This is a genomic window from Marinovum sp. J2-8 (genome assembly GCF_055808435.1).
Genome location: NZ_JBVVRZ010000001.1, coordinates 515,355 through 538,131, shown reverse-complemented (window position 1 = coordinate 538,131; position 22,777 = coordinate 515,355). Strand labels below are relative to the sequence as shown.

Genomic DNA, 22,777 nt, shown 5'->3' with positions numbered 1-22,777 from the left:
ATCACATTACGAAGAGATGACATGAGCTTCCACCCTTATTGGATCGACGGCCCGGAAAGACCCGGTCGCTGGCTGGTAACCTGCGATCACGCGACAAATGTAGTCCCCCCTGCGGTAAATGGGGGCGATCTGGGAATGGACCCGGCGGATATGCGGCGCCACATCGCATTTGATCCCGGCGCGATGGGGGTCAGCCGCCATTTGGCAGAGCTTTTGAACGGTCCGGCGCTGTTTGCCAATTTTTCCCGGCTGGTGATCGACCCGAACCGGGGCGAAGACGACCCGACCCTGTTGATGAAGCTTTATGACGGCACCATCATCCCCGCCAATCGCCATGCCGATGCGGCCGAGGTCGAGCGCCGGTTGATCGCATATCATCGGCCCTATCATGCGGCATATGACGATCTGGTGGCGCAAAGACCGGACCGGGTGATCTGTGCGGTGCATTCCTTTACGCCGCAGCTTCAGGCACGCCCGCCCCGCCCCTGGCATATCGGCATTCTATACGCCCATGACGACAGGTTGGCCTTGCCGCTGATCGAGCGCCTGCACCAAGAGCCCGATCTTTGCGTTGATGGCAATGTGCCCTATTCCGGCCATCTGCCCGGCGACAGCATTGAACGTCATGCGCTGGCGACGGGGTTGCCGAATATCCTGATCGAGCTGCGCAACGATCTGATTGCAGAAGAGGCCACGCAACGCGCCTGGGCGGAACGGCTGGCGCCGATCCTGGCCGAGGTTCTGGATCAAACCGGGCTTTAACGGCGCAGTTTTTCGATCTCGGCAATGATCGAAAAGATCGTATGCGGCACGCTGGCGGATTCATCGAGATCGCCGAGAATCACGGTCGTGCGCCCGCCGCCATCATCCTGAATCACCCATTGGCGCAGCTCTATTGGATCGGCGGTGAACACCAGATCAATCGTGCCGATTTCCGGGCGTTTGGGATCATGGGCGCGCACGGTGGTCGCGGTGCCATCATAGGTATGCCCCGTCACCATGTTGGCCTGTGTCAGATCCACGGTTTTGGCCAGAATGACGTTCAACGGCGTGTTGGTGACCGGGTAACGATCCGGCGGGCGTTTGGTCTTGCGATCAAAAATCGCCACTTCACCGCCAGAGGCCAGTACCAGCGCCTGGGCCTGCGGATTGTAGTCAAACCGCATCATGCCGGGGCGGCGGATCGAAATCGTGCCGGTCGAGATAGAGCCATCATCGTTGATCTGGGTGAAATCACCTTTTGCGCGTTGCAAGGTGTTCAGATAGGTCGAAACCTCTGCCAGGGACAATTTGTCGGCGCTTGCGGGCAAGGCCAGCATGCCGGTGACAAGAGCGGCGGCCAGAATTCGGATCATCGTCATATGTCTGCTCATGTGTCCGTTGTTGTGGCTGGGGGCAGTGCCACCCCCGGGAGACATAATATCGGCGTGACATGCCGAACCGGCAAGCCCCATCAGCAATTCTCCGCGAAACGTGACATTGCAGGAGCGCAAAGTGCCTGCCTGATCGATGCCTTGACCGCCTTCCGCATTTATTATTGAGTGCCGGGGAATTTTAGAACGAAAGATTTCCCGAATGAATGAGCGCCACGGCGATCTGCATCAGAAGATTTCGGATCTATTCGAAGGCCCCGGCGCATCGCAGCTGGATCTGGTTGCAAGACATGTCAGACATTTTTGCCCGTTTGAGGCAATTGGCATGGCACGGCAAGAGATCAGGCATTCAAATTTCCTGTCCTATATCATGGACCCTGGACGCCCGCATGAGATGGGTGATCTTATCCTTCGGACGTTTTTCCAATTGCTGTGCGACAAATCCGGGGACAAAGGCGCGCAGTTGAAACTGGCGCAGAATGGAACATCGCTGGCGCCGGCGCGTGTCTATCGAGAGCGCGACCATATTGACCTGCTCATCGAAATTCCACGCAGCGGCACAAAGGGCATTGTGATTGCGGTCGAATTGAAGGTCGATGCCGTGGAACGCGACGATCAATTGGTCGATTACGAAGAAAAGGTCGCCCTGCGATATCCGACGACAGATTGGGAGCGGCTGTTTTGCTTTCTCACCCCGGATGGTCGGGCCGCCACGACAGACGGAGAAACCAAATGGGCCGCCCTGTCCTTTACAAGCTTTTTCGCCAGCATTGACAAGGCTTTGGCCGAAAACACCATTGCGGGCAAAAGTCTTGAATTGTTACGCGACTATCAATCCATGATGCGGAGGCACGGCATGGCCGACGGACCGATCGACAAGACGCTGAAAGCGGCAATTAAATCAATCTGGGCGGAGCATCGCGAAGTCCTGGAATACCTGATCGCGCATGAACCTGACCCATTGAACGATTTGATGCATGACTTTGCAAATGCGCAACCGCAGATTGCCCATGACATGAGCGCGGCACTTGGTCTGTCGATTGTTGCCGATTTATCCTGGGGCGCGCGTTGGTATCGCTTCACATTCCCGGAATTTGGCAAAACATACCCGGCGCTTTCGGATGGGGACCGTGGCTGGATAATTCCGGTAACCAAATGGCCGTGGAATTATGTGCGGATACACAAGAGGATGCCATTACTGTCTGCTTCTGTATTGGGCCGGGTCATGGCGAACAGATATTCAGACCCAAATTGATCGAGGCATTTAACGAGATTGGCCGGTATCGCCACAAACCTTTTACCAAAAGCGTGAAACATTATTGGCGTCAGAATTTGTTGACAACAGACAGTCTGAGCGATGCAGAAAACGGATTGGAAAAGCTTCAATCCGAGCTTGTGCAATATGTGGAACGGCATCTGCCAAAAGTAAAAGCCGCGTTGATCCGGGCGCAGGACGCCCATGGCAAAGCCGACGATCCCGCGGGCCAGCCGATCTGAGACAGGCGTAGCTGATCAGCTGAAAACGCCGCTCTGCACGGATATGCAGAGCGGCGGTTGGTTTATTGTTCCGGCACCAGAATTTCACGTTTGCCGACATGGTTGGCCGAGGAGACGACGTTTTCGTCTTCCATCTGTTCGACCAATCGCGCGGCTTTGTTATAGCCGATGGCCAGTTTGCGCTGGATATAAGACGTGGAACATTTGCGGTCTTTGATGACAATCGCCACCGCCTGATCATAGAGCGCATCTTCGCCGCCGGTGTTGCCGCCGGTGTTCAGGCCCAGCACCGCGTCGATGTTTTCGGCCTTATCATCATCCGGTCCCGACACCACGCCACCGACATAGGCGGGCGGGCCAAAGGCCTTGAGGTGATTGACGATTTCCTCGACTTCTTCATCCGAACAGAACGGGCCGTGGCAACGCACGATCTTCGATCCGCCGGCCATATAAAGCATGTCGCCCATGCCCAGAAGCTGCTCTGCGCCCTGTTCCCCAAGGATGGTGCGGCTGTCGATTTTCGAGGTGACCTGAAACGAGATCCGGGTCGGGAAGTTCGCCTTGATCGTGCCGGTGATGACATCGACCGAAGGCCGCTGTGTCGCCATGATCAGGTGAATGCCGCTCGCCCGCGCCATTTGCGCAAGGCGTTGGATGCAGGCCTCGATTTCCTTGCCCGCGACCATCATCAGATCGGCCATTTCGTCGACGATCACGACGATAAAGGGCATTTTCTCGGGTTGGGTTTCCTCGGTCTCGAACACCGGTTCGCCGGTGTCATCGTCAAACCCGGTCTGCACCGTGCGGCTGAACATTTCGCCCTTGGCCAGTGCATCGTTCACGCGGGAATTATAGCCGTCGATGTTGCGGACGCCCATTTTCGACATCTTGCGATAGCGTTCTTCCATCTCGCCGACGACCCATTTCAGCGCGACAACCGCCTTTTTCGGGTCGGTCACAACCGGCGACAGAAGATGCGGAATGCCGTCATAGACCGACAGTTCCAGCATTTTTGGGTCGATCATCACAAGGCGCAGATCATCAGGCGACAATTTGTAGAGCAGCGACAGGATCATGGTGTTGATCGCCACCGATTTACCCGACCCGGTGGTCCCGGCGATCAGAAGGTGGGGCATCTTGGCCAGATTGGCCACCACCGGCTCGCCGCCGATATTCTTGCCCAGCGCCAAGGGCAGCGCGCGGTTGCCATCGCCATAGTCGCGGCCAGACAGGATTTCACGGAAAGACACCATTTCGCGTTTTTCGTTCGGCAGCTCGATACCGATCACGCTGCGGCCCGGCACGGTCGAAACCCGCGCAGACAGCGCCGACATCGAGCGCGCGATATCATCGGCCAGACCGATCACACGCGACGCTTTCAAACCCGGCGCGGGCTCCAGCTCGTACATGGTGACGACGGGACCGGGGCGGACCGAGACGATCTCGCCTTTGACGCCATAGTCATCCAGCACGGATTCCAGCATCCGGGCGTTTTCTTCCAAGGCTTCATCGGACAGCACATGGCGTTCGATCTGCGAAGGATCGCCCAGAAGCGCCAGCGGCGGCAGTTCGTATTCGACCTGGGATTGCTCCACAAAACCCAATTCCGGCTGCGCTTCGGCCTTGGCCCGGCGTGACATCGGGGTGGGTTTGCGGATCGGTTGCTGTACCACTTTTTTGACTTGTGCCGGTGCGGCGCGCAACGGCGGCTGGGCAGCGGGGGCATGTGGCGTGGCCGGTTCGGTCACCGCCCATTCATCGTCTTCCGGCGCAACAAATCCCGATGCATCATCATCGTAATCCGGGTCGATCTGCCAGGGATCGGTTTCCGATTGGGCGGGCTGTTGCGGGGCCGGTTGCGGTGCGGCCGGTGCTGCGGGAACGGCCATGCGGGCCGAGTGCGCGGCGGCCTCCTGGCCGGTGGCGGCGGCAGCGGCAGGGGCGGCAACAGCAGGGGCAGCAACGGGGGCCGCCATCGGAGCGGACGCCGGACGGGTCACCCGGGGGGCAGATGGTGCCTGTGTCTGTGCCGGGGACTGGGCCTGTACCGGTTGGTGATGGTGATCTGGCTGCGCGGTTTGGGCGGTCTGGGCGGGCATGGCCGCCTGTGCCGGGGGATGCGCGGGGGCATGGGCCGCGGTCAACGGTGGTTCCGATTTGAACGGCTCTCCCGGTGCCACCCGCGGTTCATTGCGGAAAATCAACGGATCGGGGCCACGACCGCGACCTTTGGTCAGGGGGGCGACAGATTCGATCTGCACCTCTGGATGGCGGCGCACCCGATCCTTGATCACCGAAGTGATCTTGGCCTTGATCCGATCATCGCCCGGCATTTCAACGTCGACACCGGGGCCATAGCTTTCGATCAGCTCGGGCGACGGCATTTCTTCGGGCACCGGTTCAGCCCGCCGGATAAGCGAGGGCATCCGCGCCAAGAGACCGGGCTTTTCCGGTTGGCTGTGCGGGGGCACCTCTTCCGGGACGGGCGGCACATAGGTTTGCGCGGCAATGGGGGCGGCCTGCGGGATCTGGGCTGCGGTATCGGTTTCGATCACCTGCTGTGCGGCCCATTCCTCGGCCTGGCGGCGATCTTCTTCGCGGCGGGCACGGCGTTCGGCCTGTTGCGTCTGGACACCTTTTGCGGCCCAAACCGCCCCGGCGGCCCCACGCCCCAAAAGGTTCAGGATCATCGCATAGGCCATGATCATACCCACCAACAGGAAACGCCCGATCCGGCGCACCTCTGGCAGGGTGAAGCCAAGCACAAAGGCCCCGACCGCAAGAATGGCCAGGCCCATGATCAACGACGCCAATTTGACCACAAGGGACGAGCCGACCGGCATTGCGGTCAGAACCGAGCCCAAAACAGTGTCACCAAACAACCCGCCCAGACCAAAGGCATGCGACCACCCCGGCCCCGGCACCAGCGTCGCCGCATAAACCGCCGCCAGCGCAATGGCGATTGGCGCGAAAACCGCGCGGCTCATCGCCCGCTCTGAGCCGATATGCAGGGCAAAACGGAACCCCCAGGCCAAAAGCGATACCGCGACGCCCCAAGCGCCCCAGCCCACAATCATGAACAATGGTGCGGCAATCGACGCCCCGGCGCGCCCCATCCAATTCTGGACCGGCGCATCGGTGGCGGACATCCAGCTGGGATCATCCGGGGTATACGACGCAATCATCGCCGCCGCCGCCAGCCCCAAGAGGATAAGCACAATGCCAATAAGCTCCTTGCCGCGTTTTTCCACCGCTGCCTGGGTATTGCTATCGAGTAGCGGATCACGTCCGCGAGCTTGAAACGCCATTGTCACCTCACCTCGTACAGACAGTCGCGCAGGCGGATCAACCCGCGTCGCATGTCATTTATTGGGGCCACCATTGCGACCCGGATGTATTCTTTGCCAGGGTTGGCCCCGGCCACGTCACGCGACAGATAGGCACCGGGCAACACCCGAACGCCCGTGTCCTGCCAGGCCTTCAGGGCCGCCGCTTCGCCGTCTGCCACCGGCAGCCAAAGGAAGAACCCGGCCTCTGGCCCGGCATATCCGGGCACATCGGAAAAAATTTCGTCCGCGACATCATATTTTGCCTGATACAACGCGCGGTTTGCCACCACATGCGCCTCATCCGCCCAGACCTGTTCGCTGACCTGCTGAATCGGCAGCGGCAGCGGCGCACCGGCATATGCGCGCAATTGCTTGACCCGCGCGATGCTTTTGGGGCCACCGGCGATAAAACCGGACCGCAACCCCGGCAGGTTCGACCGTTTCGACAGCGAATTGACCAGCACCACCCGTTCCGGGTCTGTGCCCAACTCTGCTGCGACCTCCAGCACCCCGGTTGGGGCGGTGTCGCGGTAAATTTCGGAATAACATTCATCCGCGACAATGCGGAAATCGTAACGCTCGCTCAGCGCAATCAAGTCCCGCCAATAGTCACGCGACGCAATTGCGCCCTGGGGATTGGCCGGCGAACAGATATAGACCATCGCCACACGGTTCAGCACATCCGCCGGCAGCCCGGCATAATCCGGAAGATGCCCGGTTTCCGCCGTGGCCGGCACAAAGACCGGCTGCGCCCCGACGGACAAGGCCCCGATCATGTAGACCTGATAAAACGGGTTCGGGGTCAGAATGATTGGCTGTTGACCGTTTTTGGTTTCCGGGCACAGCGCCATGGCCAGATTATACAGCGCCTCGCGCGTGCCATTGGCCGCCATCACCTGGGTTTCGGGATCAAGCGTCACACCATAGCGCCGTTTGGCCCAATCGGCGATTGCGCCTCTCAGCTCTGGGGTGCCGTCGTTTGGCGGATATTTTCCGAAACCTGCGATGTTCCGGGCCAGAATGTCGCCGACAAAGTCCGGAAAGGCATGTTTCGGCTCGCCGATGGTCATATGCAACACATCCTCCGCAAACGCCGGTGCGGGCGGATGCGGGTCCAACAGCGCGCGAAGGCGCGGGAATGCATAGGCCGGTAGGTTCGAAAACCGCTCGGGGAACATGGGGTTACTGCTTTTTACTGCCTCGGATACGGGGTCGTTTTCGCCCCGATTACCCCTCAGGGTAGTTCACAGCCCCGCCGCCGTCCAGCAAAACGCGCGCAGGGAAAAGGGTTTGTGGCATTTGGGCACATATTGACCGCAAAACGCGGCTTTCCCTTGCGTCATTTTGACCTCAGGCCAGCGCTGATTCGGCCGCCACCCCAAGACGCAGCAGACGGGCCTCGTTCATCGGGGGCGCAAGCATCTGAAGGCCACAGGACGGCACCCCGGTGGGCAGGGTCAGCCCGCAGCCCCCCATCAAGTTGCCAATCCGAGTGTTGCGCAGCGTCAACAGGTTTTCGGTCACGTAATAGGCGTCATCCGTCAGCAAACGTTCCATATCCGGTGGCAGATTTGCCGCCGTCGGCGTCAGCACGGCATCATACCCGGCCACGGCCCTGTTCCAGGCCGCGCGGCACCGGTGCAGCTTTTGCCAGGCCGCCATGACATCCGGCGCATCAAAGCTCGCGCCGCTGCGAAACCGTTCGAGAATGCGGGGGAACATCTTGTCCGGGGCGGCTTCGATCACGTCTTTCCAGGTGGCATAGGCCTCTGGCGAGAACAGGACTGCGGACAGGTCCATCGCCTCGGCCAGTTCGGGGATTTCGATTGTCTCTACCAGGGCGCCCGCGTTGCGCAGCCGGTCAAGCGCGCTTTGAAAGGCCGCGCCGGGCGCATCGCGCAGGTCGTCCATGGCCACGGTTTTCAGGACCGCAAACCGCCGCCCTTGCAACGTCGCACCGCGTAAGTCGGCGGGTTTCCGGCCCTCAAGCGCGGCCAGCAGCAACCCGGCATCTTCAACCGTGCGGGTCAGCGGGCCAACCGTGTCAAAAGAGGCCACCAAGGGCACCACGCCTCGCGTTGAAACCCGGCCATGGGTGGTTTTGAGGCCAACCAGATCGTTCCAGGCCGCCGGGATACGCACCGATCCGCCAGTGTCCGATCCAATCGCCGCTGCCGCCAACCCATAAGCCACCGATGTCGCCGCCCCCGACGATGATCCGCCCGGCACCGCGCCGTCGCCATTGACACAGGGCGGGGTTGCGGTGATCGGGTTCAGCCCCAGGCCGCTGAAGGCCAGCTCGCTCATGTGGGTTTTCCCCAAACAGACCAGACCCGCGGCGCGGGCATTGCGCAGCACCTCGGCATCATGGTCCGGCACCCGGCCGGCCAGCAACGCCGATCCGGATTCCGTGGCGGTGCCGGCGCTGTCAAACAGGTCTTTCCAGCTGATCGGCACCCCGTCCAGCAGCGACAGACGCTGACCGACCTTTGCGCGGGCGGCGGCGGCGGCGGCCTCGGATCGGGCGCGGTCCGTCGTCACCCGGGCATAGGTCGTAGGGCCATGCTCATGCTGCGCGATCGCCTCGAGGTGGGCTTCGGTCAGCGCCACCGGGTCAATTGCACCGGCGCCGATCCCCTGGCCCAGTTCCGCCGCCGTCATCCACAGCCAATCTTGCATCCTGACACTCCCCATTGGGCCTCAGCCGGGCCAAAATTCTGTCGCGGGCCACGGTAGCGGCAAGCCGTCATATGGACAATCCCGCCAACAGGGTCATATTCGCCGCCATGACATATGACAGCGATCTTCTGATTATTGGCGGCGGGTTGAACGGCCCCCTGCTGGCATTGGCGGCGGCGCAGGCCGGGTTCACCGCCACGGTGATTGATGCCGCCGACAGCGCGACCCAGCGGTCCGACAATTTTGATGGCCGCTCTTATGCGCTGGCGCTGGCGTCACAGCAGATGCTGACGGCGCTGGGGCTTTGGGACGCGTTGGCGGCAAATGCTCAGCCGATGCTGGACATCAAGGTGTCGGACGGGCGGGCCGGTGAAGGGCCGTCGCCGTTTTTCCTGCACTTCGATCACCACGAGATCGAAGAAGGCCCGATGGGGTTCATGGTCGAAGACCGCTATCTGCGCCGCACCCTGCTTGACGCGGTGACGGCAAACCCGCTGATCCGCCATATGACCGGCGCAAGGGTGGTGGCCCAATCCTGTGACATGCTGCGGGCCGAGGTGACGCTGGCCAGTGGACAGACGGTGACGGGTCGTTTGATTATCGGCTGTGATGGGCGCACATCGGGCACCGCCAGCCGCGCCGGCATCACACGGACCGGGTGGGATTATGGTCAAACCGCGCTTGTCTGTGCCATTGCCCATGAAAAGCCGCATCACGGCTGCGCCCATCAGTTTTTCATGCCACCCGGGCCGCTGGCGATCCTGCCGCTGACCGGCAACCGCAGTTCAATTGTCTGGAGCGAAAGCCACGATCAGGCGGCCGCGATCAATGCCTTGTCCGACGCCGACTATCTTTCGGTTTTGCGCCCACGGTTCGGCGATTTCCTTGGGGAGATATCCCTTGCCGGGGCCCGGTTCACCTATCCCTTGTCGTTGTCACTGGCCAGTGGGTTGACTGCGGATCGGCTGGCGCTGGTCGGTGATGCCGCGCATGGCATCCACCCCATTGCCGGTCAGGGGTTGAACGCCGGTTTCCGCGATATCGCGGCGCTTGCCGAGGTGATGACCGATGCCGCCCGCCGGGGCGAAGACATTGCCAGCCCGATGGTCCTGTCGCGTTATGCGGAATGGCGGCGGTTTGACATCGCCAGTCTGGCAGGGGCGACCGATACATTCAACCGGCTGTTTTCCAACGACAATGCCCTGCTGCGTGGTCTGCGTGATCTTGGTATGGGGCTGGTCAACGCCGCCCCGACGCTGCGCCGGACCTTTATCCGCGAGGCTGCGGGACTGACCGGGGATTTGCCGCGGCTGTTGACGGGCAAACCGCTGTGAGCGGTGTCGGGATTGTGGGCCAATTGGGGGGCAGCTGCCGAAAGGCAGGGTAAACTGTAGGCCAGCCCCCAAACTCAGGATAAATTGGGGGCCAGCCCCCAAACACAGGATAAATTGGGGGCCAGCCCCCAAACCCCCGGGATATTTCTGGTCAGATGAAAGCCGATCTCAAGCGCAAAACCTTAGCTATCGCGGCCCCAGTTGGCATCCTGCATCTCGCGCAGGCGCGAGGCGGTGCGTTCGAACTCAAAGGCACCTGAGCCTTCGATATAAAGCATTTCCGGTTCTGCCGCCGCTGAAGCGATCAATTTGACCTTGGCCTCGTAGAGGGCATCAATCAGGGTGACAAACCGTTTGGCTTCGTTGAAATTATTGCGGCTGAGCCGGGGGATGTCTTCGAGCAGGAGCACCCGCGCCGCATCGGCCAGTGCCAGATAATCGGCAGGCCCCAAGGCGCGCCCGCAGAGATCATAGAATTTCGCCCGCGCCACGCCATTGTGAAAGGCGGGGATCGCGACCTCGCGTTTGTTGACAATCAGGGTCAGCGGGGCGCCCTGCCCGTCGGTCAATTGCTGCCAGACCTGATCAATCTGATCGCGGGCGCGATCATCGGCGGGGGTGAAAAATACCTGTACACCGGACAGCCGGTCCTGGCGGTAATCGCGTGGCGAGGCCAGCTCCCGCACCTCCAGGTGATCCTTGATCTGATCAATGAACGGCAGGAACAATTGCCGGTTCAAGCCGTCCTTGTAGAGGTCATCCGGCACCCGGTTCGAAGTGGTGACCACCACCACACCCGCGGCAAACAGAAATTCAAACAGCCGCCCCACGACCATCGCATCGGTAATGTCGGTGATTTGCATTTCGTCAAACGCCAGACATTGCAACCCTTTGGCCACATCACGCGCCACCGGTTCCAGCGTATCCCTGGCCCCGTCCTGGCGGGCCTTGTGCATGGCGCGGTGGATGTCCTGCATGAAGGCATGGAAATGCACCCGGCGCACCGCAATGTCCTGATCCTGAAGCACATCGACAAACAGATCCATCAACATGGATTTGCCCCGTCCGACACCGCCCCACAGATAGAGCCCCTTGGGTGGTTTCGGGGCCTTGCGGAACAATCCGCGTTTCACAGGCTGTGCCAGCGCGGCGCGAATACGCTCGAACTCTGGCAGGACGGCCTGTTGGGCCGCGTCGGGATGCAGGTCACCGGCGGCGATGCGGGCGGCATATATGTCGGACAAGCTGGTCATGCCCCGACATAGCCCGGCCAATTTGAAATGTGTAGCCCACGGCAAATTTGAACTGTCTGCCCGGCCATCTACATCGCCATCGGGAATTGTACCCATCACAATTGCTGAATTGACCGCACGTTCAGATCAATTATTTACGCTTATGTGGCCGCGGTATTGTGCCATTTGCCACCCCGAATGAAAGAGATCCCGATGCAGGAAAAGACCCCGCTTTTCACGCCCGTTCTGATTGTTGGCTGTTTCATCATGTTGTTGAGTTTCGCGGTTCGGGCCAGTTTCGGTGTGTTTCAGATCCCGATTGCCGAGGAATTCGGCTGGCTGCGGGCGGAATTCAGCCTTGCCATCGCCATTCAGAACCTGGCCTGGGGCATTGGCCAGCCGTTGTTCGGCATGGTGGGCGAGCGACTTGGCGACAGGGTGGCGATCGTTTTGGGCGGGGTGATCTATGCCGCCGGTTTGGTTTTGTCGTCGATGGCCACAACGCCGGAATCGCACCAGATGCTGGAAGTTCTGGTCGGGTTTGGCATTGCCGGTACCGGGTTTGGGGTGATCCTGGCAGTGGTGGGCCGCGCCAGTTCGGATGAGAACCGCTCGATGAGTCTGGCGATTGCCACGGCGGCTGGCAGCGCCGGACAGGTGTTTGGCGCACCGATGGCGGAATATCTTTTGGGGCTGATGTCCTGGCAGAATGTGTTTTTGGTGTTTGCCGCTGTCATTCTGGCATCGTTGCTGACGTTGCCAATGATGCGGGCACCCCAGGCGGCCAGCAAGGCCGAGCTGGAAGAAAGCATGGGTGTGATCCTGAAACGTGCTTTCCGAGACCCGTCATATACGCTGATTTTTCTGGGCTTCTTCTCTTGCGGGTATCAACTGGCCTTCATCACCGCGCATTTCCCGGCGCTGGTGACCGAAATGTGCGGGCCGATTTTGGCCGGCAGCCTGTTGCATTCCATCGGCATCACCAGCACATCGTCGCTGGGGGCCTGGGCGATTTCGCTGATTGGATTGGCCAATATTGTCGGCACTTTGACGGCCGGATGGCTGGGCAAACGCTATTCCAAGAAATACCTGCTGGCCGGGATCTATACCGCGCGCACCATTGTTGCGGGGGCCTTTATCCTGTTCCCGATCACCCCGATGACGGTTTTGGTGTTCTCGGTTGCGATGGGGTCGCTGTGGCTGGCCACGGTGCCGTTGACCTCTGGTCTGGTCGCGCATCTTTATGGGCTGCGCTACATGGGCACGCTTTACGGCATCGTGTTCTTCAGCCACCAGCTGGGCAGTTTCCTTGGGGTTTGGCTGGGCGGGCGCATGTACGATCTTTATGGCGATTACACCATGGTCTGGTGGATCGGGGTCGGGGTCGGCGCGTTTTCCGCCATCGTGCATTTGCCGATCAAGGAAACCCGCAGCGCAGCGGTCGCGGCCTAGGCCGCTTCTTCTGCGCTGAGCAGCCCCTCTGACACCAACCGTGCGGCCCAGCCTTCGGCACCCTCAAACAAATGCACCTGCCAGCCGCGCGCCTGTGCGGCTGCGATATTGTCGGCCCGGTCATCGGTGAACAACAAGGCCTTTGGCGCCACGCCGCAGGTTGTCTCCAGCATTTCAAAGATCAGCGGCTCGGGTTTGATCGTGCCCATGTGGCCGGAAATGTAGCGGGTATCGAATTCCGACAGGAACGGATAATGCTGGCAGGCGATCTCAAAGGTTTGCCGCCCGAAATTCGACAAGGCGAACACCGGCACGCCGCGGGAACGCAGACTGCGCAGACTGCGCACGGACCGGTCGATGGCAGGGCTGGCCATGTCGATCCAATCATCATGCCACAGGGTGATTTCAGCGGCCCACGCGGGATGCAATTTTGCCAAATCCGCGACGGCCTGGGCGAAATCATCGCCGCGATCCACGCCAAGGTTCATCGCCTCCAGCGGCACCTCGGCAAACAATTGTTCGCGGCGCGCCCGACCGATGCGGGCATCATAATACCGCTCCGGGTGCCATTCGATCAGCACATTGCCGATGTCAAAAACCACAGCCTCGATTGTCATCAGATCCCCTCCACACAGCGGATCAGGCCCGCATCAATCCCTCGGCGACTTTTGATCACATGGTTCACCCGGCGCAAGGCGGCGGGATGGCCCGCATCCAGAACGCCCAACCGGATCAACACCTGTGCGATGACCGCCTCGCTTGCGCGGGTGGCACCGTCCGCGATCTTGAGCGCGACGCCCAGACCCTGTTGCGGCAAAATCGCGGTGAACACACCATCTGCGCCGGTTTTGACCACCGCCTGTGGGGCGGCCTGCATCAGTTCGGTGCAGGCGCGCCGGTCGCCGGCCACCAAATCGGGGTGGCTGCGCATGGCCTGTACCAGGCGTGTTGCCGCCTGCCCCATGGTGTCACTGCGCGATGCCGCCCCGGCGAACCAGGCCATGGCCCGTGCCAAACCATGCAGGCTGGAGGCGAAATTCGGCGCAGAACAGCCATCAACGCCAAAACCGGCACTGGTTTCCCCGGTCACGGCTTCAAATGCCTCCAGCACCGCGCGTTGCACCGGGTGATCGGCCTCGGTGTATTCAGCCCCGGCATCCAGATGTCGGCCCAGCATCAGAAAACCACAATGTTTGCCGGAACAATTGTTGTGGATTTGACAAGGGGCCGTGTCTGATTTGATCAGCGCCTCACGCGCGGCGCGATCATCCGGCATTTGCACGCCGCAGCGCAGATCCGTCTCGTCCATATCCATATCAGCCAGCCAACTGCGCGCCAGATCGGTATGGATCGCCGCGCCCTGATGGCTGGCGCAGGCCAGGGCCAGATACCGCGGGGTCAGATCCCGCCCCGCGCCGCTGGTCAGCAAGGGCAGTGCCTGAATCATCTTGATCGCGGACCGCCCCAGCACCGTGACATTGGGATCGCCCCAGGACGAAACGATGTCACCGCCCGGCCCGCAAATCACCAAATGCCCGCAATGCAGGCTTTCCAGAAATGGCCCACGGCGGATTTCCACCAGCGGCACCGCGCTTTCCAAAGGTTCAGAATTCATCAGACACCGTTCAACTATTGGCGATTTTCTGCCAACAGGCCTTTCGCCCGTCGCACCTTTGACGCTATTATGCTTTTGTCGAGAAGGAAATGCCGCGTCGAACCCCCGATCAAAAACAGGGGGCAACGCGGAAGGTATGACATTGAGGCTCAGGACAGCTTGGAGGCTGTACACATGAAAATTCGTTTGGCGCGCACAATCGCTGCTGTATTTGCATTGGCAATTGCATCCGATGTCGCAGCACAGCAAGAAAGCACCAACCGGGTGGCCGCCCAGACCGATTGGAGCGTTTTCACAGAAAGCGATCCAAAGGAATGCTGGGCCGTGACCCGCCCCAAGGAAACCGTCAACACCCGTGATGGCCGTGTCGTGGCGGTACGCCGGGGTGACATTCTGTTGTTTGCATTCTTCCGCCCCGAGGCGGGTGTGAACGCACCGCAGATCACATTTACCGGCGGCTATCCCTTTGCCAGCGGGTCCACCGTCAATCTGGACATTGGCGGCACCCAGTTCGATCTGTTTGCCGATGGTGAATGGGCCTGGGCGGCATCGCCGTCGGATGATTCCAAAATCGTCACGGCGATGAAACGGGGATCAAGCGCGGTTTTGACCGCACGTTCGTCGCGCGGCACCCAGACCAAGGACACGTTTTCCCTGCTTGGCTTCACCGCGATGATCGAAGACGCCGAAAAGCGCTGCGCCGGGTAAACGCACCCCTTGTGAAACGCGGCCCTACACGGCCCGATCGGCAAAGGCGCACCGACAGAAGACATCGACCGCCGGAATCCTTTTGATTCCGCGGCCGAATGCTATATGTGGGGCACTTCGTCAAAAACCAAAAGGCCGGACATGAGTGCGCCCATTACCCAGGATGTCCTGACCATCCCCCGAAAAATGCCCGAAACCGGCAAGATCAATCTTGTCGGCCTGACCCGCGACGCCATGCGTGACGCGCTGATTGCCATCGGCACGCCGGAAAAGCAGGCCAAGATGCGGGTCGGTCAGATCTGGCAGTGGATCTATCAATGGGGCGTGCGTGATTTCACGCTGATGACCAACCTGGCCAAGGGTTACCGGGCCGAGCTGGAAGAACATTTCACCATCGACATCCCCGAAGTGGTGTCGAAACACGTCAGCAGCGATGGCACCCGCAAATACCTGGTCCGCATTGCCGGCGGGCATGAGGTCGAGGTGGTCTATATCCCCGAAACCGATCGCGGCACGCTGTGCATTTCGTCTCAGGTCGGCTGTACCCTGACCTGTTCCTTCTGCCACACCGGCACCCAGAAACTGGTGCGCAACCTGACCGCTGGCGAAATCATCGGCCAGGTGATGCTGGCGCGGGACGATCTGGGCGAATGGCCGGAAAAGGGCGCGCCCAAGAACGAGGCCCGCCTGCTGAGCAACATCGTGCTGATGGGCATGGGCGAGCCGCTTTATAATTTCGACAATGTCCGCGACGCGATGAAAATCGCCATGGACCCCGAAGGTATCCAGCTGTCGCGCCGCCGCATTACGCTGTCGACCTCTGGCGTTGTGCCGGAAATTGCCCGCACGGCCGAGGAAATTGGTTGTCTGCTGGCGATCAGCTTTCATGCCACCACCGATGAGGTCCGCAACAAGCTGGTGCCGATCAACAAACGCTGGAACCTGGAAACCCTGTTGGAAACGCTGCGGGAATATCCCCGGATTTCCAATTCCGAGCGCATCACATTCGAATATGTCATGCTGAAGGATGTGAACGACACCGATGAAGACGCGCGCCGTCTGGTGTCGTTGATCAAGGGCATCCCGGCCAAGATCAACCTGATCCCGTTCAACGAATGGCCCGGCTCGCCTTATGAACGTTCGACCAACAACCGGATTCGGCGGTTTGCCGATATCGTGCACAATGCCGGCGATGCCTCGCCCATTCGGACGCCCCGGGGCGAGGATATCATGGCCGCCTGTGGCCAGTTGAAATCCGCCACCGAACGCGCCCGCAAATCGCGCAAGGAAATTGCCGCGGAAACCGGGTTGGGCTGAGCCCGGGTACGGCGCATGCTTGAAACGAAAAGGTCCGGGTTTGCCCGGACTTTTTTTATGTTTTGGTGCGGTTCGGACGTTCTGCGGTACGCACATATAACGCGCCCCACGAACTCTTGCCGTTGCGAACGGCATTTTGCGCGACGGATTTTTACCGGCCTCCCGTATCAAAGCCATGCTGTATAAATCAGCGAGACTCTTGAAGGGAATATAGTATGACTCCAATGATCGCCCCGCTCCTTATTGGCGCGTTACTGGCCGGAGGCGCGGCACAGGCCGAAAAGGTCGAGATCTATCTGCTGGATAAATTGGACAACACCCAAAATGGATATTGTCTGGATATTGCAGGTGGCCGCGAGGCAGACGCCGACCCCGCCGACGGTCTGCAAGGGCATACCTGCTACAGCCCCGGCGGCGCGCTTGGTGTCGACCAGACATGGGACACGGCACAATTTCCTGACAACGTTTTGTATATGACCGAATTCGATGTCTGTGCCGAAGTACCGTCGGCGACAGCCGGCAGCGCGCTGATACTTGCGGCATGCGACGGGACAGCAGCACAGAGCTTTGTCTTCGCGGGCGAAGGCAATATCACCCCCGTCTCTGCGCCCGACATGTGTTTCACGCTTGGGACAGACACACGGTCGGGCCGCAGTGACGCCAATCAGATCAAGGCGCTTTCACTTGAGCCCTGTGATGACAGCAGATCAGCCTATCAGTCCTGGGGCATTCGCACCGCAGAGTGAACGAGCGCGATTGAAAACCTTCCAAGGCCAGATGGCCGCACACCCGTGGCAGCCATCTGTTCCAGTTCCCCAGCCTAGGATCAGGCCTAGATCTCGCTCAGCCGTTTCAACGCGTCTTTCAGCTTGGCCTCTTCCTCTTCGCGCGCGGCGAGGTTGGCGCGGGTTTCCTCGACCACCTCTTCCGGCGCGCTTTGGGCGAATTTCGGGTTCTTCAACCGCCCGCGCAGCCCACCCAATTCCTTGGCCAGCTTGCCCAGTGTTTTTTCCAGCCGCGCTTTTTCGGCGTCCACGTCGATGATATCGGCCAGCGGCAGACCAAAGGTCGCCCCCGTCACCGGCAGCGTGGCGCACCCCTTGGGGAAGGCATCGACCTCGGTCAGGCTGTCGATCCGCGCCAGACGTTTGATCAGCGTTTCATTGCGCGCCCAGGCGGCTTTGCCCGCCTTATCCATCTGGGTCACCAGCACCGGCACATGCAGACCGGCAGGCACATGCATTTGCGCCCGCACCGACCGGCTGGTTTCGATCACTTCGATCACCCAGTTCATTTCGCGGTCGGCGTCAGCATCCACGAGGTCCGTGCCATAGGTCGGCCAATCGGTGTGCACCAGCATGGTCTGACGGTCGGCCAAGGTGCCCCAAAGCTCCTCGGTGATGAAGGGCATGATCGGGTGCAGCAGGATCAGACATTGGTCAATGACCCAGCCCATGACCTTTTGCGTCTCAAGCTTGGTGGCGTCATCGCCGTCCAGCAGCAGCGGCTTGGAGAACTCGACATACCAGTCACAGACCTTGCCCCAGACAAAGGCATACAGCGCCTGCGCGGCGTCGTTGAAACGGAATTCTTCCAACGCCTTGTCGACCACGCCGCGCACCTGCGCGGTTTCGCCGATGATCCATTTGTTGACCGCAAAAGTCGCGTCCGGGATGGTGCCATCGCTGCCGACCGCGCCGTTCATTTCGGCAAAACGCGCGGCATTCCACAGCTTGGTGCCGAAATTGCGATACCCGGCGATCCGCTGCATATCGAGTTTCAGAACACCGCCAAGGCTGGCCATGGCCGCATTGGTGAAGCGCAGCGCATCAGCGCCGTATTCGTCAATGATTTCCAACGGGTCGATGACATTGCCGGTGGATTTCGACATCTTCTTGCCCTTGGCGTCGCGCACAAGGCCATGCAGATAGACGGTATCGAAGGGGATCTGATCGACGACGGCGAGCTGCATCATCATCATCCGGGCGACCCAGAAGAAAATGATGTCCTGCCCGGTGATCAAGGTAGAGGTCGGGAAGTATTTCTTTAGCGCCTCGGTGTCTTCGGGCCAGCCCAGCGTGCCAATGGGCCAAAGCCCGGAGGAGAACCAAGTGTCGAGCACGTCAGGGTCGCGTGTGAGCGCCACATCAGCGCCCGCCTTGGCCTGGGCCTCTGCTTCCGTCGCGGCGCAATATTGGTTGCCATCGGCGTCGAACCAAACCGGAATCTGATGACCCCACCACAGCTGGCGCGAGATACACCAAGGCTCGATATTCTCCAGCCAGTTGTAATAGACCTTTTCGCCGCTTTCCGGCAGGATCTTCACCTCGCCCTCGCGCACCGCGTCCAGTGCCGGGCCAACGATCTTGTCGGTATCGACAAACCATTGGTCGGTCAGCATTGGCTCGATCACCACTTTGGAGCGGTCACCAAAGGGCTGCATGATCGGCTTGTTTTCAACGTAGGGGATGAACTGAGGCCCCGGATCGGTGTCCGGGGCTGTGCCATCGCCCTCGGCCTCGTCCCGGACTTGTTCCGGGACCTCCACCATCACCGCCAGACCTTCTTCGGTGATCTGCCGCACGACAAGATCGCGCGCCTCGAACCGGTCCAACCCGCGCAGGTCGTCAGGCACAAGGTTGATTGCGTCCGCCTCGGCTTCGGTCAGCGTGCGTTCGCCCTTGGCCACGGCCATGGCGATTGTCGCGGCCTCGGCATATGTCGCGCCATCGGCCCGCATTGCCCCGCGGGTGTCCATCAGACGGTACATCGGGATGCCGCCGCGTTTGGCGACCTGATAGTCATTGAAATCATGCGCGCCGGTGATTTTCACCGCGCCAGAGCCGAAATCCTTGTCCGGGTATTCGTCGGTGATGATCGGAATCAGGCGGCGGTGTTCCTTTGGCCCGACCGGAATTTCACACAGCTTGCCGACAATCGGCGCATAACGTTCGTCGCTGGGGTGCACCGCAACCGCGCCGTCGCCCAGCATGGTTTCCGGCCGTGTGGTGGCGATCGAGATGTAATCGCGGGTTTCGCGCAGGGTGACGTTGCCGTCTTCGTCTTTCTCGACATATTCATAGGTCGCCCCACCGGCCAGTGGGTATTTGAAATGCCACATATGGCCCGGCGTTTCGACATTCTCGACCTCAAGATCGGAAATCGCGGTTTCGAAATGCGGGTCCCAGTTGACCAGCCGCTTGCCGCGATAGATCAGCCCCTTGTTGTACATTTCGACAAAGACCCGGATCACCGCGTCATGGAAATTGCCCTCTTCGCCCGCAGGCGCGTTTGGCGCACCGGACATGGTAAAGGCCGTGCGATCCCAATCACAGGAAGCGCCAAGGCGCTTCAACTGGTTCACGATCGTGTCGCCCGACGATTGCTTCCACTTCCAGATTTCGGCGGTGAAATCATCGCGCGCCCAATCACGGCGTGGCGGTTTGCCTTCGGCGGCCAGCTTGCGCTCTACCACCATTTGCGTGGCGATGCCGGCGTGGTCGGTGCCCGCCTGCCACAGCGTGTCGAACCCCTGCATCCGTTTCCAGCGGATCAGGATATCCTGCAACGTGTTGTTGAAGGCATGCCCGATGTGCAGAACGCCGGTCACATTCGGCGGCGGGATCATGATGCAATAGGTCGACGCGCCATCCCGCGCATTGGCCCCGGCGCGAAACGCCCCGACCTGCTCCCATGCTGTGTAAATCCGTTGTTCCGATGCCGTTGCGTCGAATGTTTTTTCCAGTGCCATGGGGTCTTTCCGCTGTGGTCGTGGGTTTGGTTTGGTCTAGCGAATGTATGGCCCAAGGGAAAGCCGGTATGCAGCTTTAGCCACGACAGGGTTGATTGGCGGATGCAGGCACGGCAATGTCGGCGCCATGGCAGATTTGGCAAAAGACCCAGTTTCAGTGTGGCGGCTGTTCCTTCGGATGGGGGGATGGTTTGCCGTGGCTTTCGCCGTGCCCCTGATCATTCTGACGCTGATCAGCTCCTGGCAATTGGGTGTCGCGGAACGGTTCGAACTGGAAGGCCGGGAAACCTTGGCCACGGTGTCCGACAAATATTTCACCGAAAGCACCGACAGCGACGGGGACCGCAGTGTCGATTACTACCTTGTGTTGGATTTTGTCACCGACCGCGGCGAAGAGATCCAGATCAACCGTTCGGTGAGCAGCGGCCAATATAACCGGGGTCAAATCGGCAGCACGCTGCCAATCTGGTATCTGGAAACCGAACCGCACAGGACCGAATTGCGCAAGGGCGAGCATAAATCAGGCTCGCGCATCGCCCAGGTGATCGGTTTGATCTTTGGCGCGCTGACGCTGGGATTTGGCTGGTATGCCGGGCGCTGGTCGGTGGCGGCGGTGCGTGCGCGCCGCTATGGCGCCCGCGAAATGGCCACGGTGACCGGGCTGAAACGCACCAACGTCCGGGTGAACAAGAAGTCGCGCTATCGCCTGACCTGGCGCGAAAGCAGCGGGCGTGAAGGCGAAAGCATGATGCACAAACGCGCGGATGTGGCCCAATTTCCCATTGGATCAGAGGTGTTGATCTATCAGGGGATCAAACGCGCCTGGTGGGTTGGCGATGTCGGCGAACGACCCGGCGACTAAGGCCCCGCCGCGCCGGTGCAGTTGCCCGGGTTACCCGAAGTGCCAATCGCCTAGAGCGCCAATTTCACATCCACAGTTGCCCCCAGCGACGCCGCCAGCGACATGAACCGGGCCTCGGCGACCTCGCCATAAAGCGGCCATGCGCCTTCGCTCAACCGCAGGCTCAGTATCTTTTTCTTGGGCCGCCAGTCCAATTCGCCGATATGCCCGCCCTCTGACATCCAGAGCATCGCGCCAAATCGCATCGCTTTGCCCAGAACCTCGGCCTCTTGCAGGGATTTTTCGTCCAGCAGGTCAAAAAGTTCCTCGAACCGGGTGCCGGTGCGCTTGTTCTTGTAGCGGTGCAGCAAGGCCAACCCCAGGAACACGCGTTCCGAGTGTTTCAGTCCGCCCAGATTGGCGCGTGTGGCATTGTCGAAACAGGTTTCGGCGCGGTAATCCGGGTGCGCCCGCCAGCTGACATCGTGCAAAAGGCAGGCGGCCTTTACCAGGCGCAGTTTTGGCGCCGACGCATTGGCAAACAACGGCAGAATGAAATCATAAAGATCGCGGCCAAACCCCGGAAGCCGGGCATCCTTGGCCTCGGCAAACAGGCAGGCCTCGATCAGCGGGTCACGGTCACGCAGGCGCTGGGGCATCTGTTCATACAGCAGGCCCTCGCGGATGCCATAGCTGGACACGGCAATGTCCTTTGGGCGGAAGGTCTGGACCAGACGGCTCAGCACTTCGGCCGCAAAAGGCACCAGCGCCATACGCGACGACGACAGGCTGCAATTCTGGCGCAGCTCTTCAAGATCCTCACCGGCAATGAATTTTGCCGTCTCGCGCACCGATGCTGTGGTCATACGATATTCATGTTGCACATGAAGGGGATAGCCGCGCCGTTCCATATCAATCCGGGCAATCGCCCGCCAGGAGCCCCCAACCAGGAACAGCCGGTTCGCCTGTGGTCCCATCTTGTCAAACAGCGCATCCACCACCAGTTTGATATGGGCTTTGCGGCCCTTGGATCCGCCGGGAATATCGCGCAATTTCAAGGGCCCCAGGGGTGAGGTCACGCGCCGACCGACATTGCCGTCGTTGATCTCGGCCAGCTCCATCGACGAGCCGCCAATGTCACAGACCAGACCATAGGCCCCGGGCCAGCCCAGAAGCACACCCTGGGCGGACAGACGGGCCTCTTCCTCGCCATCAATGACGTGGATTTTCAGACCGCATTCCCGCAGCACCTGATCACAGAATTCCGGCCCATCCGACGCATCGCGCACCGCCGCCGTCGCCACCGCCGTCAGCGGCGGCAAATCCATGCCACGCGCCAGATATTGGAACCGGCGCAGCGCCGACAGCGCACGTTTGCGCCCCTCGGGGTTCAGAAGCCCGGTTTCGGACATGTCCGCGCCAAGGCCGCACATGATTTTTTCATTGTAAAAATAAGCAGGAGAGCGCGCCGCGCCATCAAACACCACCAGCCGGACAGAGTTGGACCCAATGTCCACCACACCGACACGGGCAAGCTTGCGCGCGCTAGGATCATCGAACAGGGCCCGGCCAAAGGGGCCAAAATCCTGCGCCGCAGTTTCGCTCGTAACTTCCATGCGCTTCCCCGGTGGTATTTTAGACCATATGGC

General features: G+C 60.6%; 18 protein-coding genes. 9 read left to right on the top strand and 9 right to left on the bottom strand.

Going from position 1 to position 22,777, the window contains the following annotated elements; genetic code table 11:
- Positions 1 to 21 precede the first annotated feature (21 nt).
- Entirely contained in the window at positions 22 to 762 is a 741-nt protein-coding gene (locus AC0L4F_RS02705; RefSeq protein ID WP_244685020.1) for an N-formylglutamate amidohydrolase, read from the top strand.
- On the opposite strand, the gene AC0L4F_RS02700 is transcribed toward AC0L4F_RS02705, so the two are convergent.
- Positions 759 to 1,361, bottom strand: a complete 603-nt coding sequence (locus AC0L4F_RS02700) for a LolA family protein (RefSeq protein WP_244685018.1) — start codon at positions 1,359 to 1,361, stop codon at positions 759 to 761. The genes AC0L4F_RS02705 and AC0L4F_RS02700 overlap by 4 nt on opposite strands.
- 214 nt (positions 1,362 to 1,575) lie before the next feature.
- Here AC0L4F_RS02700 and AC0L4F_RS02695 point away from each other — a divergent pair, with 214 nt between their 5' ends.
- Together AC0L4F_RS02695 and AC0L4F_RS02690 are read left to right on the top strand one after the other, a co-directional pair.
- Entirely contained in the window at positions 1,576 to 2,628 is a 1,053-nt protein-coding gene (locus AC0L4F_RS02695; protein WP_244685016.1) for a PDDEXK-like family protein, read from the top strand.
- A complete protein-coding gene (locus tag AC0L4F_RS02690; RefSeq protein ID WP_244685014.1) occupies positions 2,625 to 2,870 on the top strand; it encodes a hypothetical protein in 246 nt (81 codons plus the stop codon). The genes AC0L4F_RS02695 and AC0L4F_RS02690 overlap by 4 nt, the downstream gene beginning before the upstream one ends.
- Positions 2,871 to 2,932: 62 nt before the next feature.
- Here the strand turns inward: AC0L4F_RS02690 and AC0L4F_RS02685 are convergent, their stop codons facing one another.
- From AC0L4F_RS02685 to AC0L4F_RS02675, 3 genes are all read right to left on the bottom strand, one after another.
- Positions 2,933 to 6,178, bottom strand: a complete 3,246-nt coding sequence (locus AC0L4F_RS02685) for a DNA translocase FtsK (RefSeq protein WP_244685012.1) — start codon at positions 6,176 to 6,178, stop codon at positions 2,933 to 2,935.
- Between the two features lie 2 nt (positions 6,179 to 6,180).
- Complete coding sequence (locus tag AC0L4F_RS02680; RefSeq protein ID WP_244685009.1) at positions 6,181 to 7,377, bottom strand: aminotransferase class I/II-fold pyridoxal phosphate-dependent enzyme; 1,197 nt, start codon at positions 7,375 to 7,377, stop codon at positions 6,181 to 6,183.
- 172 nt (positions 7,378 to 7,549) lie between these two features.
- On the bottom strand, positions 7,550 to 8,878 hold the full coding sequence (locus AC0L4F_RS02675) for an amidase (protein ID WP_244684992.1): 1,329 nt from the start codon (positions 8,876 to 8,878) through the stop codon (positions 7,550 to 7,552).
- A 107-nt stretch (positions 8,879 to 8,985) separates the two neighbouring features.
- Here AC0L4F_RS02675 and AC0L4F_RS02670 point away from each other — a divergent pair, with 107 nt between their 5' ends.
- The gene (locus AC0L4F_RS02670) at positions 8,986 to 10,212 is read left to right on the top strand and encodes an FAD-dependent monooxygenase (protein ID WP_244684989.1); all 1,227 of its coding nucleotides are present in this window, start codon (positions 8,986 to 8,988) and stop codon (positions 10,210 to 10,212) included.
- A gap of 182 nt (positions 10,213 to 10,394) precedes the next feature.
- Here the strand turns inward: AC0L4F_RS02670 and zapE are convergent, their stop codons facing one another.
- Positions 10,395 to 11,465 carry a cell division protein ZapE gene (gene zapE / locus AC0L4F_RS02665; RefSeq protein WP_244684987.1) on the bottom strand — a complete coding sequence of 357 codons (1,071 nt, stop codon included), beginning with the start codon at positions 11,463 to 11,465 and terminating at the stop codon, positions 10,395 to 10,397.
- A gap of 192 nt (positions 11,466 to 11,657) precedes the next feature.
- On the opposite strand from zapE, the gene AC0L4F_RS02660 reads away from it, so the two are divergent.
- Positions 11,658 to 12,896 carry an MFS transporter gene (locus AC0L4F_RS02660; RefSeq protein ID WP_244684985.1) on the top strand — a complete coding sequence of 413 codons (1,239 nt, stop codon included), beginning with the start codon at positions 11,658 to 11,660 and terminating at the stop codon, positions 12,894 to 12,896.
- Here AC0L4F_RS02660 and AC0L4F_RS02655 read toward each other — a convergent pair.
- Together AC0L4F_RS02655 and AC0L4F_RS02650 are read right to left on the bottom strand one after the other, a co-directional pair.
- A complete protein-coding gene (locus AC0L4F_RS02655) occupies positions 12,893 to 13,513 on the bottom strand; it encodes an HAD family hydrolase (RefSeq protein ID WP_244684982.1) in 621 nt (206 codons plus the stop codon). The two genes, AC0L4F_RS02660 and AC0L4F_RS02655, sit on opposite strands and share 4 nt — an antisense overlap.
- On the bottom strand, positions 13,513 to 14,511 hold the full coding sequence (locus AC0L4F_RS02650) for an asparaginase (RefSeq protein WP_244684980.1): 999 nt from the start codon (positions 14,509 to 14,511) through the stop codon (positions 13,513 to 13,515). Before AC0L4F_RS02650 ends, AC0L4F_RS02655 begins: the two co-directional genes overlap by 1 nt.
- Before the next feature lie 174 nt (positions 14,512 to 14,685).
- Between AC0L4F_RS02650 and AC0L4F_RS02645 the strand changes: the two genes are divergently transcribed.
- The 3 genes from AC0L4F_RS02645 (at position 14,686) to AC0L4F_RS02635 (ending at position 17,282) form a co-directional block, all read left to right on the top strand.
- Positions 14,686 to 15,219, top strand: a complete 534-nt coding sequence (locus AC0L4F_RS02645; protein ID WP_244684977.1) for an invasion associated locus B family protein — start codon at positions 14,686 to 14,688, stop codon at positions 15,217 to 15,219.
- A gap of 141 nt (positions 15,220 to 15,360) precedes the next feature.
- Positions 15,361 to 16,536, top strand: a complete 1,176-nt coding sequence (rlmN, locus tag AC0L4F_RS02640; protein WP_244684974.1) for a dual-specificity RNA methyltransferase RlmN — start codon at positions 15,361 to 15,363, stop codon at positions 16,534 to 16,536.
- Between the two features lie 215 nt (positions 16,537 to 16,751).
- Positions 16,752 to 17,282, top strand: coding sequence for a ricin-type beta-trefoil lectin domain protein (locus AC0L4F_RS02635; RefSeq protein WP_244684972.1), 531 nt, complete (start codon positions 16,752 to 16,754; stop codon positions 17,280 to 17,282).
- Between the two features lie 86 nt (positions 17,283 to 17,368).
- Here AC0L4F_RS02635 and AC0L4F_RS02630 read toward each other — a convergent pair whose 3' ends face one another.
- Positions 17,369 to 20,287 carry a valine--tRNA ligase gene (locus AC0L4F_RS02630; protein WP_244684970.1) on the bottom strand — a complete coding sequence of 973 codons (2,919 nt, stop codon included), beginning with the start codon at positions 20,285 to 20,287 and terminating at the stop codon, positions 17,369 to 17,371.
- 196 nt (positions 20,288 to 20,483) lie between these two features.
- On the opposite strand from AC0L4F_RS02630, the gene AC0L4F_RS02625 reads away from it, so the two are divergent.
- The gene (locus tag AC0L4F_RS02625) at positions 20,484 to 21,149 is read left to right on the top strand and encodes a DUF3592 domain-containing protein (RefSeq protein ID WP_244684960.1); all 666 of its coding nucleotides are present in this window, start codon (positions 20,484 to 20,486) and stop codon (positions 21,147 to 21,149) included.
- Positions 21,150 to 21,199: 50 nt separating this feature from the next.
- Here AC0L4F_RS02625 and AC0L4F_RS02620 read toward each other — a convergent pair whose 3' ends face one another.
- The gene (locus tag AC0L4F_RS02620) at positions 21,200 to 22,744 is read right to left on the bottom strand and encodes a Ppx/GppA family phosphatase (protein ID WP_244684958.1); all 1,545 of its coding nucleotides are present in this window, start codon (positions 22,742 to 22,744) and stop codon (positions 21,200 to 21,202) included.
- Positions 22,745 to 22,777 lie beyond the last annotated feature (33 nt).

Coding starts and splice junctions, on each gene's coding strand:
- AC0L4F_RS02705 (WP_244685020.1), top strand. CDS start 22: ATGAGCTTCCACCCTTATTGGATCGACGGCCCGGAAAGACCCGGTCGC.
- AC0L4F_RS02700 (WP_244685018.1), bottom strand. CDS start 1,361: ATGACGATGATCCGAATTCTGGCCGCCGCTCTTGTCACCGGCATGCTG.
- AC0L4F_RS02695 (WP_244685016.1), top strand. CDS start 1,576: ATGAATGAGCGCCACGGCGATCTGCATCAGAAGATTTCGGATCTATTC.
- AC0L4F_RS02685 (WP_244685012.1), bottom strand. CDS start 6,178: ATGGCGTTTCAAGCTCGCGGACGTGATCCGCTACTCGATAGCAATACC.
- AC0L4F_RS02680 (WP_244685009.1), bottom strand. CDS start 7,377: ATGTTCCCCGAGCGGTTTTCGAACCTACCGGCCTATGCATTCCCGCGC.
- AC0L4F_RS02675 (WP_244684992.1), bottom strand. CDS start 8,878: ATGCAAGATTGGCTGTGGATGACGGCGGCGGAACTGGGCCAGGGGATC.
- AC0L4F_RS02670 (WP_244684989.1), top strand. CDS start 8,986: ATGACATATGACAGCGATCTTCTGATTATTGGCGGCGGGTTGAACGGC.
- zapE (WP_244684987.1), bottom strand. CDS start 11,465: ATGACCAGCTTGTCCGACATATATGCCGCCCGCATCGCCGCCGGTGAC.
- AC0L4F_RS02660 (WP_244684985.1), top strand. CDS start 11,658: ATGCAGGAAAAGACCCCGCTTTTCACGCCCGTTCTGATTGTTGGCTGT.
- AC0L4F_RS02655 (WP_244684982.1), bottom strand. CDS start 13,513: ATGACAATCGAGGCTGTGGTTTTTGACATCGGCAATGTGCTGATCGAA.
- AC0L4F_RS02650 (WP_244684980.1), bottom strand. CDS start 14,511: ATGAATTCTGAACCTTTGGAAAGCGCGGTGCCGCTGGTGGAAATCCGC.
- AC0L4F_RS02645 (WP_244684977.1), top strand. CDS start 14,686: ATGAAAATTCGTTTGGCGCGCACAATCGCTGCTGTATTTGCATTGGCA.
- rlmN (WP_244684974.1), top strand. CDS start 15,361: ATGAGTGCGCCCATTACCCAGGATGTCCTGACCATCCCCCGAAAAATG.
- AC0L4F_RS02635 (WP_244684972.1), top strand. CDS start 16,752: ATGACTCCAATGATCGCCCCGCTCCTTATTGGCGCGTTACTGGCCGGA.
- AC0L4F_RS02630 (WP_244684970.1), bottom strand. CDS start 20,287: ATGGCACTGGAAAAAACATTCGACGCAACGGCATCGGAACAACGGATT.
- AC0L4F_RS02620 (WP_244684958.1), bottom strand. CDS start 22,744: ATGGAAGTTACGAGCGAAACTGCGGCGCAGGATTTTGGCCCCTTTGGC.